Source organism: Bradyrhizobium sp. (assembly GCF_036009065.1).
Classification (GTDB): Bacteria; Pseudomonadota; Alphaproteobacteria; order Rhizobiales; family Xanthobacteraceae; genus Bradyrhizobium.
Map to the genome: position 1 here is coordinate 1 of NZ_DASYMN010000350.1, position 12,879 is coordinate 12,879.

The window sequence follows — 12,879 nt, forward strand, 5'->3', positions numbered from 1 at the left end:
CTGGCGGGCTCGGTCTTCAAGATTCCGCTCGAGCGCATGCGCGTGGTGGTGCCCGATGTCGGCGGCGGTTTTGGGATGAAGAACTACGTCTATCCCGAATACGTGCTGGTGCTGTGGGCGGCGCGAAAGCTCGGCCGCCCGGTGCGCTGGGTATCCGAACGCGCCGAGGATTTTGTCAGCTCCGCGCACGGCCGCGATTTTGTTGCCCGCGCAAAACTCGCACTCGACAAGGATGGGAAATTTCTCGGCCTGGACGTGCGGGCCGTCGCCAACATGGGCGCTTATCTGTCGACCAACGGCCCGATCAGCTCCACCAATGCAGCCGGCAGTGCGATGGGCGGCGTCTACGACATCCCGTCGATCTTCGTCGAGGTGCGCGGCGCCTTCACCAACACACAGCCAGTCGACGCCTATCGGGGCGCCGGCAAGCCCGAAGCCAATTACCTGATCGAACGGCTTGTAAACCTTGCATCGGCCAGGACCGGGATCGATGCGATCGAGTTGCGCCGCCGCAATATCATCAGGAGGTTTCCACACCGCACGGCGATGGGCATGAAGATCGACGGCGGCCGCTTCGGCGCCAATCTGGACGACGCGATCGCGCTCGCCGATTTCAAAGGCTTTGGCAAGCGCCGCAGACAATCGAAGGCCGCCGGCCTGCTGCGCGGCATCGGGCTTGCCTGCTTCCTCGAAACCGCCCGCGGCGCGCCGACCGAGATGGCGCGTGCAGCGTTCGAGGCGGATGGCACGGTGTCGCTGGCCGTCGGCACCCAGTCCAACGGCCAGGGCCATGAAACCGCCTATCCGCAAGTTGCGGCCGACCTGCTGGGACTGCCGATTACCGCGTTCCGCTTCCACCAGGGCGACACCGACCTACTGCCGGATGGTCACGGCCATGGCGGCGCGCGTTCGATGCATATGGGCGGCACCGCGCTTGTGCTCGCCGTTGAAAAGCTGATCGAGAAGGGCCGGCTGATCGCCGCGCATTTGCTGCAGGCGCCGCTCGATCAAGTGGCTTTCGAGGCTGGCCGCTTTGTCGTGCAAGGCACCGGGCGCGCCATCGAGATCGGCAAAGTGGCCGATGCCGCGAGGGACGTTGCTAATCTTCCCGAAGGACTGGCGCCTGGGCTTGAGGCAAGTGCGACCAACGATTCCGACCTCTACACGTTTCCGAATGGCTGCCATGTCGCGGAAGTCGAGATCGATCCGGATACCGGCCTGGTCCGGCTCGATCGCTATACGATATCCGACGATTTCGGCAGCCTGATTAACCGGCGCGTGGCGCTTGGACAGGTGCATGGCGGGATCGCGCAAGGCATCGGGCAGTCGCTGCTGGAGCAGGTCGTGTTCGACGCGGGCTCCGGCCAGCTGCTCAGCGGCTCATTCATGGACTATGCGCTGCCGCGCGCCCAGGATTTGCCGAACTTCGCCGGCGGCCTCAATGACTCCGAGCCGACCGCATCGAACCGGCTGGGTGTGAAAGGGACCGGGCAGGCCGGCAGCATCGCCGCGCCGCAAACCATCATGAACGCAGTGCTCGACGCCTTGTCGCCGCTCGGCATCGATGAATTGGATATGCCGGCGACGCCGTTTCTGGTCTGGCGCGCCATCCAGGCAGCGCGCGCATGACGATATCGCTACGCCTCGTCATCCTGAGAGCCGGACCGAAAAAGCGGCCGTCATGGCCGGGTTTGTTCCGGCCATCCACGTCTTTCTTGCGTGGAGCTAGATAAGACGTGGATGGCTGGCACAAGGCCGGGCATGACGAGCAAAAGGCGAGGTCGGATTTCACCTGAAGGACTTTTGAGCATCGTAGGCCGCATGAGCGCGGCGATATCCGGGTGGGCCAACCCCGCATATCGCGGAGTTTATCATCGGGCGCGCATTGGCTCATGCGCGCTACGTCTGCTCGTCGACATAGGCCTGGCACTCGATCTCGACCTTCATTCTCGGATCGACCAATCCCTTCACCTCGACCAGTGTGGAGGCCGGCAAATGCTCGCCGAAATACGCGATGCGGCGCGGGTTGATTTTCGGCCGTTCTGTGACGTCGGTCATGAAAATCTGCACCTTGACGACATGCTCGGGCCCGGCGCCGGCCGCCTTCAGGCACTTGTCCATCACCGCAACGGCGATGTCGAATTGAGCGACAATATCGGACGGGATGCTGCCGTCCGGCGCCTGGCCAACGACGCCGGCGACCCAGACGTGGGGGCCTGCGCGGGTGACGTGGCAATAGTGGCTGACCGGCCGCGGCAGGCCGGGACCGATGATGCGCTGGATGTTCGGCATGCCTCACTCTCGACTGGGATCGACGCCCGCAAGGCTGGCATCGTAGCATCGTAACCCGCATGAGCCAACGGGTCGCGCGATACGCGCCCGGTTGGCTCATGCGGGTTACGCTTCAGCCGCTGGATTTTGCAGTGGACCGGTACCGCTTCCAGTTCGAAATGATCGTTTCGTACCGGACCGGCTTCTTGATCTCCGGCACCGGCTTCGGCGCCATGACACCTGCAAATTCACGCTCTGCGTCTGGCGCGTGCGGCCGCATGGCGGCGGCGGTGGTGGCGGCAGCGAGCAAGGCAATTGCCACGAACGCCACAGTCGTTCGATGAAAGGTCATGGAAACCTCCGTTCTTCCCCAGGCGACGTGTCTGAAATCCGCCGGCTGGGGCAGACGTTCGCTCAGTGCTTCGGCGCGCTCGAATAGACCAGTGACAGATCCTCGAATTCTTCGATCGGCAGCTTGTTCAGGCCCGCTGCGGCGCCGAGTTCATGCAGCGACATCATGCCTGCGGTCCCGGCAGAAAAATTCGTTGCAGATGAGTGCGATCGCACCATGGCGGTTGCAGCAATAAGCAAGGCAACGACTACCAATGCAGAATTCAACAGTCGCTTCATGGAAGCCTCCATTCGTTGAAAAACCGCACAATGGTTAGATCGAATCGCGCGCTGCGAATGTGACCTGCTTCATATCTCACGCTGATGTGTTTTGGCCGCTCAGCCGAGGGCGGGAGCCCTTAAGTCAACGCGTCCTGGACGGCAATGCCTCGAGGCGCCGGGAAGTGAGGCATCAGGCTGCCTTTTCTGACCGGGAAGGAATAGGGATAGCGACCGCCGGAAGCGGACATTCCCGGACGTCGCGGTCAAGTTTCAACCGGGTTCGGGGACACCTCGTGCACATTGGTCTCATTGGCGGCATAGGTCCGGCCGCAACGGAATTGTATTATCGCGGGCTGGTCGCCCGTCACGCCGGTGCGGCAAAGCCGATGGAGTTGACCATCGTGCACGCCGATGTTCGCGAGCTGTCCCGGAACGCCGCCGCGGGATCGACGCGCTGTATCGGACGTCGGTTGGAGAAGGGTAAAATACTTCATCAATGTAGCCCGCATGAGCCAACGCGGCACGCGTTCGCGCGACCCGTTGGCTCATGTGGCTATGCTTGCTACGCGTGCTCACTCGGCACTGGCGCCGGCAGCCTTGATGATCGGTGTCCATTTGGCGAGATCCGCGGCGATCAGCTTCGAAAACTCCGCCGGCTGCATCTGATCGATCGGGTCGAGCCCGGCTTCCCCGAGTTTTGCTTTCACCGCGGGGTCGGCGGCGGCCTTGGCAAATTCGTCGCGCAGCCGCTGCACGAGTTCGGGCGGCGTGCCGGACGGCGCGCCAAAGCCGAACCACGTCACGAGGTCATAACCCTTCAGCCCCGAGGCATCGAGCGTCGGCACGTCAGGCAGATGCGGCGAGCGCGTCATGCTGGTTACCGCGAGCGCCCTGAGCTTGCCGCCCTTGATCTCCTCGATCACCGTCGGCAGGTTGAAAAACCCCATGGTGATTTCGCCATTGACGATCTTCTTGACGCCATCGACCGAAACCAGATGCGGCACATGCTTGAGTTCGACGCCGGTCAGGGAGGCGAACAGCACGCCGCCGAGATGATGCGAGGTGCCGACGCCGCCGGAGGCATAGGCCAGCTGGCCCGGCGCCGCTTTCGCAGCGGAGGCGACCTGCAGCGGCGTGTTCGCCGGATTGGACGGATGCACGGTCATCACGTTGGAGACCGCGGCGATCGGCGTGACCGGAACGATCTTTTGCGGGTCGTAGCGCAGCGTCTTGTAGAGGCTGAGATTGAAGACATGCGTGCCCTGCGTGATCATCGCCAGCGTATAGCCGTCGGGCGCGGCCTGCTCGACCTGCGCCATGGCGATGCCGCCGCCGGCGCCGGGCTTGAGTTCGACGATAACCTTCTGGCCGATGTTTTTCGCCACCGCCTCCGACACCACCGCGGCGACCAGATCGGCCGTGGTGCCCTTGCCGAACGGCACGATGACGGTGAGGGGCCGATCCGGATATGGCCCGGCTTGGGCCGGCGCCATGCCGGCGAGGCACGCCACTAGTCCGGCGATAATCCTGCGCATGATGGTGTCCCCTTTATTCAGCTTTCCGGCAGGAGATGTAACACAGGACGGACCCGCTCACCCGCGTCATCCGCTGGATTTTGCAGTGGACCGGTACCGCTTCCAATTCGAAATTATCGCTTCGTACCTGACCGGCTTTTCCGGCAGCTGGAGCGTGATGCTAGTGTTGAGTCGTCATTGGCGGGCGAGGGGAACGAATAGCTCTCTGAGCGGTTCGTCATGCGCTGCAACATTTCTCAGAATCTCCTGATAATCGTGCATGCGCTTTTTTTGGATCATGCACATGCCCCGCACCGGTTCCCCTTCGATACTCAAGACGTCGCTATCGGCTATCAAGGCCAGGCCTTATGTTGCCGCCGGCGTCATAGCCGGCGCGTTGGCTGCTTCGGCCATCCTTAACCGGCAGCTTGCCAAAAAGGCCGAACGCGACAATCCGCCGGCTGGACGATTCATTGAGGTGAATGGCGTCAGGATCCACTACGTCGAGCGCGGCGCGGGCCGGCCGTTGGTGCTGTTCCATGGCAACGGCAGCATGATCCAGGATTTCGAATCCAGCGGTCTCATTGAACTGGCGGCGGAAAATTACCGGGTCATCGTGTTCGATCGCCCGGGATACGGCCACAGCGATCGCCCCCGCAACGTTGTTTGGACGCCAACAGCGCAGGCTGAACTGTTTTTCGAAGCGCTGCAGCAGCTTGGCGTCCGCAGCGCGCTCGTGCTCGGACATTCATGGGGCGCCTCGGTCGCCGTGTCGCTGGCACTGAAGCATCCGCAATTCGTTGACGCACTGATCCTCGCGTCCGGCTATTACTTTCCCACCCCGCGAGCGGACTTCCTGGCGATGTCGACCCCGGCCATCCCGGGTTTCGGAGACGTGCTGAGTTTCACGGTTTCTCCGCTTGTCAGCAGGATGGTATGGCCGCTTTTGTTGAAAGTGATCTTTGGCCCCAGGTCGGTGCCGGCGAAATTTGGCGGTTTCCCGAAAGCAATGGCAGTTCGGCCATCCCAGCTTCATGCCAGCGCGGAAGAGTCCGCCCTCATGATACCGAACGCATTTGCTGCAAGCGGCAAGTATGGAAATCTGAAGATGCCGGTGATCATCATTGCTGGCGTCGATGATCGGCTGATCGATACCGATCAGCAATCCGGTCGTCTTCATGAGGAAGTCCGCCACAGCAAGATGCATCGCGTGCCGGGAAACGGTCACATGGTGCACCAGACCGCAACGCCTGCGGTGATGTCGGCGATCAACGAGGCGGCGGCGGCTTAGCGGACGATGACAGCTCGGCAGTGGCTGGAACTTAGCCGCAAGGGTCTGGTCCCAGCCGCTGGCCACGGGGTGGATCAAGTGACCGGACGCCACTTCATTTATCGGCACTCTTCGGACTTCCCGCGAAAGGTTCCACGCTAGCCGGTTGCGCCGAAAGGCCTCAACGACGAAATTGATGAAGATGCGGGTCTTGGCTGAGAAAACTGAACGTCCTTACGCCGGCGCGGCCTCGCGACCGTTCGGACACGGGCGTCGTATCGTAACGCCTAGCGGGATTGTGCTTCGACGTCCCCAAGGGCCCCTTTGATTTTGCCTTGGCAATGTGCCAGAAGTTGGATGTGAAAAACACGTCCATGATTGTGCGAATGCTTTTGATCGTGGGGCTTATCGTTTCCCCGCTCTCACCGCCTGTGTTCGCGGCAAGCGCTCAATCCATGACAATGTCCGCGGCTCACATGAGTTCGGACGAAATGTCATCCCGCGCCGATGCCGACAATGCAACATCGCCTTGCCACGACGGGAAGATGGATTGCGACAAGGCATGTCCCTGCGTGGCCGCGTGCGTGTCACTGAGCGTTCAGTGCTTGCCCTCCATTACCTCGGCCGTCGCTCGCATGGTGGTCATTGGGCAACGCTTCGCAATTCGCAGCGAAGCTCAATTGGCAAGTCTCGCGGTACCGCCTCCCGCACGTCCTCCCCGAGCCTGATTTAGCTATTCGCTTGGTCGTTATCCGGCCCGGTTTCCCCGGCCGGACGACGTGACGTTTGCGTAATCTGCCATCGAATTTTGGCGGACACAGCGAAATCAGGAGAACAATCATGCCGGTCCAAAAAGTCCGCTATGCGGTCATCGCCGCGTTGTGCGCGCTGATTGCAACAGCAACTTGCGCGCAGGCGATCGCCGCAGATGACATGACGAAGGGCAATGACAGCAGGCGGATCAAGTTCTATCGCAATCCGATGGGACTGCCGGATACGTCCCCGGTGCCCAAGAAGGACTCGATGGGGATGGACTACATCCCCGTCTATGATGACGACGATGCCGGCGACGGCACAGTCAAGATCAGTTCCGGCAAAATCCAGAAAACCGGGGTTCGTTCGGAGCGGGTCGAAAAGCGTGTTCTGAACGCTCCCGTGCGCGTGCCCGGAACGATTCAACTCGATGAACGCCGTGTATCGATCGTTTCGTTCCGGTTCGAAGGCTTTATCGAACAGGTCGCAAACGTCACCACAGGCCAGCACGTTCACAAGGGCCAACCCTTGATGCGGGTGTATAGCCCGGCATTGTCGAGCGCGTCTGCGGAATACCTGTCGGCGTTGAGCGCCAAAGCGGACGCGGTCGGCAGCCAGGGCATGAAAGGCGCGCGGCGGCGGCTGGAAAACCTCGGCATGCCGGAGAAGGCGATCGCCGACCTCGAACGCAATCGCGAGATTTCGCTTTCGATTCCCTGGCTGGCACCGCAGGACGGAGAGATCCTGGACCGCGCCGCTGTGAACGGCATGCGGGCTGCCCCGGGCGACATGCTGTTCCGTATCGCGGATCATCAGATCATATGGGTGCTAGCCGATATCGCCGAACGCGACCTGGCGCTGATATCGATCGGGCAAAGGGCCGGCGTGCGTCCTCGCGCTTATCCGGACCGCATCTTTAGCGGTGAGGTGGCGTTGATCTACCCGCATCTCAACGCGCAAACCCGCACCGCGCGGATACGGATTGAGCTGCCGAACCCCGACGGCCTGTTGCGGCCCGACATGTATGCCGACGTCGAAATCGCCACCGGAGCGGATGCTCCGGTGCTGACCGTGTCGGACAGCGCGGTCATCGATAGCGGCGAACGCCGAGTGGTGTTGCTGGACAAGGGCGACGGGCGTTTTGAGCCGCGCGCGGTAAAGCTCGGCCGGCGCGGCGACGGCCGCGTTGAGATCAAGGAGGGCGTTACGGAGAACGACAAGGTCGTGGTTTCCGCGAATTTCCTGATCGACGCCGAAAGCAATCTCAAGGCGGCGCTGCAAGGTTTCGATAGTGGAGACGGACCGCAATGATCGCGCGCCTGATCGGCTGGTCGGCCCGCAATTTGATCCTGATCGTGATCGGTACGGTGTTTGCCGTCGCCGCCGGCGTCTATGCGCTGGCGCATCTGCCGCTGGATGCCATTCCCGATCTCTCCGATACCCAGGTGATCGTCTATACCGAATACAAGGGCCAGGCGCCGCAGGTAATCGAGGACCAGGTCACCTATCCGCTGACGACGGCGATGCTGACCGTGCCGAAGTCGAAAGTGGTGCGCGGCTTTTCGTTCTTCGGCGTATCCTTTGTCTACATCATCTTCGAGGACGGCACCGACATCTACTGGGCGCGCAGCCGCGTTCTCGAGTATCTCAACGCCGCCGCGCGAAAACTCCCCGCCGGCGTGACGCCGACCCTGGGACCCGATGCCACCGGCGTCGGCTGGGTCTACCAGTATGCACTGCAGGCCAAGAACATGTCGCTGGCGGAGCTGCGCTCGCTGCAGGACTGGAGCGTGCGGTACGGCATCGCCAAAGCGGAAGGCGTGGCCGAAGTGGCGAGCGTCGGCGGCTTTGTCAAGCAATACAATGTCGTGGTCGATCCGAATCGTCTTCGTTCGCTGAATATTCCGCTCGCCAAGGTGCGTGATGTGATCCGCGGCAGCAACATGGATGTCGGCGGCCGCACCGTCGAACTCTCGGAATTCGAATTCATCATCCGGGGGCGCGGCTACCTCAAGGATGTCGCCGATCTGTCTAACGTTGTGGTCAAAGTCGAAAACGGCACGCCGGTCTTGCTGAAGGACGTGGCGCGCATCGAACTCGGACCCGACGAGCGGCGAGGCATCACCGAACTCAATGGCGAGGGCGAGGTTGCGAGCGGCATTGCGCTGCAACGTTTTGGGCAGAATGCCCTCGACGTGATCGACAATGTCAAGGCGCGGTTCGCGGAGATGGCCTCCAGCCTGCCGAGTGGCGTCGAGATCATCCCGGTCTACGACCGCTCCAACCTGATCCATGACGCCATCGCGACGCTGAAGAAAACGCTCACCGAAGAGAGCATCGTCGTTGCACTGGTGTGCATTGTTTTCTTGGCTCATGTGCGCAGTGCGCTGGCCGCCATCCTGATGCTGCCGGTCGGCATCCTGATGTCGTTCGCGGCGATGAAGGCTTTGGGTATCGGCTCCAACATCATGAGCCTCGGCGGCATCGCGATTGCCATCGGTGCGATGATCGACGCGGCGATCGTCATGATCGAGAATGCCCACAAGCATCTGGAGCGCGCGCCGCCGGGCAAGCCGCGCATCGATGTGCTGATCGAGGCGGCAAGCGAAGTCGGCCCGGCGCTATTCTTCAGCCTGCTCATCATCACGGTATCCTTCCTACCTATTTTCACCATGGAGGCGCAGGAGGGACGGCTGTTCAGCCCGCTCGCCTTCACCAAGACTTTTGCGATGGCCGCGGCGGCGATCCTGTCGGTGACGCTGGTTCCGGCCTTGATGGTGCTGTTCGTGCGCGGGCGAATTGTTCCTGAGCACAAGAATCCAATCAACCGGTTTCTGATCTGGATCTATCGCCCGTTGATCCGGGTGGTGCTGAAAGCCAAGACGCTGACCATCGTGCTGGTGCTTATCGTGCTTGCGGTCAGCATCTGGCCGGCGCGGCAGCTCGGCACCGAGTTCATGCCGAGCCTGAACGAAGGCACGCTGATGTACATGCCGACCACCTTGCCCGGCATTTCCGTGACCAAGACGGCGGAACTGCTGCAGACCCAGAACAAGATCATCAAGAGCTTTCCCGAAGTAGCTTCGGTCTACGGCAAGGCGGGACGCGCCGAGACCGCGACCGATCCGGCACCGACCGAAATGGTCGAGACCGTGGTCAACCTGAAACCCAGGGAGCAATGGCGCGCCGGTCTTACCGTCGATGGCTTGATTGCCGAGCTGGACAAGGCGCTGCAGTTTCCCGGCGTCTCCAATGCCTGGACCATGCCGATCAAGGCGCGCACCGACATGCTTGCAACGGGCATCCGCACCCCCGTCGGCATCAAGGTGTTCGGCGCGGATCTTGCCGAGCTGGAGAAACTTGCCCGGCAAATCGAGGGCGTCGTGAAAACCGTGCCCGGCACATCAAGCGCCTACGCCGAGCGGGTGATCGGCGGCTATTATCTCGACGTCGTGCCCGACCGCGAAGCGTTGGCCCGCTACGGCCTGATGGTGAGCGACGTTCAGGATGTGGTTTCCTCCGCGCTCGGCGGCGAAACCATCACCACCACCGTCGAGGGCCGCGAACGCTACGGCGTCAATCTGCGCTATCCGCGCGATTTGCGCAGCGATCCGCAGTCGATCGCGCGCGAAGTGCTGGTGGCGATGCCGGCCGGCGGCACGGTGCCGCTCGGCGAGGTCGCGGCTATCAGGCTTACGCGCGGCCCGACCACGATCCGCACCGAAAACGGCCAGCTCGCGGTCTATATTTTCGTCGATATCCGCGACCGCGATCTCGGCGGCTATGTCGCGGACGCCAAGGCCTCCGTTGCGGCCAACGTAAAATTTCCGCCCGGCTCCTATGCGGTATGGAGCGGCCAGTTCGAATATCTCGAACGCGCGAAGGCCAGGCTGACGATCGTGGTGCCGGTCACGCTGTTGATTATCTTTCTGCTGCTGTATCTCAACTTCCGCCGCCTCACCGAAACGCTGATCGTCATGCTCTCGCTGCCGTTCTCGCTGGTCGGCGGGCTCTGGCTGATGTGGTGGCTCGGCTTCAATTTTTCCGTCGCCGTCGCGGTCGGTTTTATCGCGCTCGCCGGCGTTGCGGCGGAAACCGGCGTCATCATGCTGATCTATCTCGATCAGGCGATGCAGGAGTTGCACGCACAACGCTTGGCTGAAGGCAAGCCCTTCACCCGCGCGGACCTGCATGACGCTATCATGCGCGGCGCGGTGGAGCGCGTGCGCCCCAAGATGATGACGGTAGTCGCCATCATGGCCGGGTTGCTCCCCATTATGTGGAGCACCGGTACCGGCTCCGAGGTGATGCAGCGCATCGCAGTGCCGATGATCGGCGGGATGATTTCCTCAACCCTTCTAACACTCATCGTAATTCCCGCCGTCTACGCTCTGATCAAGGGTTGGGAGTTGTCGGGCCGCCCCGTATCCCAAGCCGGCCACATCGCAACTGGTGATCATGCGGGATGACAGATGTCCACTTGTGGCACCTGATCTCAGCTGAAGAAATGAATATTGGGTCGGATCATCGCATTCCTGACCTTGAAGTTTGGCGATACAATTTCAATCCTTGTATAAGGATTGTTCCTTCAGAAATGACCATGCTGGCGGAGAAAAGGCACCGCCTCTATCGTCGCCGCGGAAAAACCTCGTCTTGCCGCAAGAAAAATCGCGGTCACGAATCCGCCTTCGGTTTGCCTCAAGACCTTAAGGTGTGGCGCGGGTGAAAATCGGCGATTGGCCGTAAGCGATTCACCCGGCGGCGGTTTTCGGGACCAGCAGCGAGAAGCTCACGGAGCGCCGCTGCGCCATCGCGCTTAAGTGCTTCCAACGACGTCGAATTTCGCGCCGCATCGGCTGCGCATCCCGTCACGCGGCTTAAGTGCTTCAATTGCCGCAACGTTTGTCCTGTCGGCGCGCCGCGAAGCCGCCAACTGCCTTCGGTTTGCCGCAAGACCTTCATCAGCGCGGATCGTCAGCCGGGCATGGGCCTTAAACCGTTCACCTGACGCCGGTTTTCTTCTCCATCCATCTCCAGTATTCGGCTCTCTCGCCGATTTCCGCGCCTTGACCTTACGCTGCGACCACAGTACATAGCCGCTACCTGCTGCCGGCCCGTTTTTCGGATCTCCGGCGCGGCTTTGAATTCCCCGGACAATCGAGCCCGCTTGGCGGCTCACCTTCGAATGAGGGTTGGGCGCAAGAGGGCTGTTCGGATTCTTGAAATCCTAAAGCTCGAGCAACGACGGACGCGGTAACAGACGATGGCTTTCAGCCCGTTCAAATTCCTGCAGGAAGTGCGCAGCGAGACCGCCAAGGTCACCTGGCCGACCCGCCGCGAGACCACCATTACCACCATCATGGTGTTCGTGATGGTGGCGCTGGCGTCGGTGTTCTTTTTCGTCGCCGACCAGGTGATCCGCGTCCTCGTCACGTTTTTGCTGGGCATCCATTAATGACAAGCCTGCGGACCTGAATAATGAGCATGCGCTGGTATATCGTCCACGCCTATTCGAACTTCGAGAAGAAGGTCGCCGAATCGATTCGTGAGCAGTCGAAACAGCGCGGACTTGAGGAACTGTTCGAGCAGGTGCTGGTGCCGACCGAAAAGGTCACGGAAATCCGCCGCGGCCGCAAGGTCGATGCCGAACGCAAGTTCTTCCCGGGCTACGTGCTGGTGAAGATGAACCTCACCGACGAGGCGTTTCACCTGATCAAGAACACCCCGAAGGTGACGGGCTTCCTCGGCGCGGAAAACAAGCCGATGCCGATTTCCGAAGCCGAAGCCATGCGCATCCTGCATCAGGTGCAGGAAGGCGTGGAGCGGCCGAAGCCCTCGGTGTCGTTCGAGATCGGCGAGAATGTGCGCGTGGCCGACGGCCCGTTCGCGTCGTTCTCCGGCGTGGTGGAAGAAATCGACGAAGGCCGCTCGCGCGTAAAAGTCGCGGTGTCGATCTTCGGCCGCGCAACGCCGGTCGAACTGGAATTCGGCCAGGTCGAGAAGGTATAACGGACGACGGAGGACCGACAACAGAGAGCGGACAAGAAAGACAGGGATTAATCCGTCGTCTGTCGTCCGTCCTCCGTCGTCAGCATCGTGGGAGGTTAAGACCGGTCGCCAACCGTTCTTGCCGCACCACCAACAGGAGCAACGCATGGCAAAGAAAGTGACCGGATACCTGAAATTGCAGGTGCCGGCGGGGGCTGCGAATCCGTCGCCCCCGATCGGACCCGCGCTCGGTCAGCGCGGCCTCAACATCATGGAATTCTGCAAGTCCTTCAACGCGCAGACGCAGAAGGAAGAAAAGAACACGCCGATCCCGGTGGTGATCACGATCTACGCCGATCGTTCCTTCACCTTCGAGATGAAGACGCCGCCGATGTCCTACTTCCTCAAGCAGGCCGCGAAAATCCAGTCCGGCTCCAAGGCGCCGGGCCGCGACAAGGCCGGCAAGGTGAC

The 12,879-nt window shown here is 61.5% G+C and carries 11 protein-coding genes; 8 read left to right on the forward strand and 3 right to left on the reverse strand.

All coding sequences use genetic code 11. The annotated features are described in order from the left end of the window. A partial coding sequence (locus tag VGP39_RS21330; protein WP_327570079.1) for a xanthine dehydrogenase family protein molybdopterin-binding subunit occupies positions 1-1,629 on the forward strand: 1,629 nt, incomplete at its 5' end. Between the two features lie 270 nt (positions 1,630-1,899). Here the strand turns inward: VGP39_RS21330 and VGP39_RS21335 are convergent. The 3 genes from VGP39_RS21335 to VGP39_RS21345 all read right to left on the reverse strand — a co-directional run bounded on the left by VGP39_RS21335 (position 1,900) and on the right by VGP39_RS21345 (position 4,418). Continuing rightward, positions 1,900-2,292, reverse strand: a complete 393-nt coding sequence (locus VGP39_RS21335; protein WP_327570080.1) for a RidA family protein — start codon at positions 2,290-2,292, stop codon at positions 1,900-1,902. Between the two features lie 112 nt (positions 2,293-2,404). Further along, positions 2,405-2,623, reverse strand: coding sequence for a hypothetical protein (locus VGP39_RS21340; RefSeq protein WP_327570081.1), 219 nt, complete (start codon positions 2,621-2,623; stop codon positions 2,405-2,407). Between the two features lie 832 nt (positions 2,624-3,455). Next, positions 3,456-4,418, reverse strand: a complete 963-nt coding sequence (locus VGP39_RS21345; RefSeq protein ID WP_327570082.1) for a Bug family tripartite tricarboxylate transporter substrate binding protein — start codon at positions 4,416-4,418, stop codon at positions 3,456-3,458. Between the two features lie 277 nt (positions 4,419-4,695). Between VGP39_RS21345 and VGP39_RS21350 the strand changes: the two genes are divergently transcribed. From VGP39_RS21350 to rplK, 7 genes are all read left to right on the forward strand, one after another. Beyond that, on the forward strand, positions 4,696-5,688 hold the full coding sequence (locus VGP39_RS21350) for an alpha/beta hydrolase (RefSeq protein ID WP_327570089.1): 993 nt from the start codon (positions 4,696-4,698) through the stop codon (positions 5,686-5,688). Positions 5,689-6,507: 819 nt separating this feature from the next. Then, positions 6,508-7,731: an efflux RND transporter periplasmic adaptor subunit gene (locus tag VGP39_RS21355; RefSeq protein ID WP_327570083.1), complete on the forward strand. Its 1,224-nt coding sequence runs from the start codon at positions 6,508-6,510 to the stop codon at positions 7,729-7,731. Further along, on the forward strand, positions 7,728-10,889 hold the full coding sequence (locus VGP39_RS21360; RefSeq protein WP_327570084.1) for a CusA/CzcA family heavy metal efflux RND transporter: 3,162 nt from the start codon (positions 7,728-7,730) through the stop codon (positions 10,887-10,889). Before VGP39_RS21355 ends, VGP39_RS21360 begins: the two co-directional genes overlap by 4 nt. A gap of 11 nt (positions 10,890-10,900) precedes the next feature. Then, entirely contained in the window at positions 10,901-11,146 is a 246-nt protein-coding gene (locus tag VGP39_RS21365; protein WP_327570085.1) for a hypothetical protein, read from the forward strand. 537 nt (positions 11,147-11,683) lie between these two features. After that, positions 11,684-11,875: a preprotein translocase subunit SecE gene (gene secE, locus VGP39_RS21370; protein ID WP_327570086.1), complete on the forward strand. Its 192-nt coding sequence runs from the start codon at positions 11,684-11,686 to the stop codon at positions 11,873-11,875. Positions 11,876-11,898: 23 nt separating this feature from the next. Then, the gene (gene nusG / locus VGP39_RS21375) at positions 11,899-12,429 is read left to right on the forward strand and encodes a transcription termination/antitermination protein NusG (RefSeq protein WP_327570087.1); all 531 of its coding nucleotides are present in this window, start codon (positions 11,899-11,901) and stop codon (positions 12,427-12,429) included. A 145-nt stretch (positions 12,430-12,574) separates the two neighbouring features. Then, positions 12,575-12,879, forward strand: a 305-nt coding sequence (gene rplK / locus VGP39_RS21380; protein WP_327570088.1) for a 50S ribosomal protein L11, incomplete at its 3' end; no start/stop codon positions are given.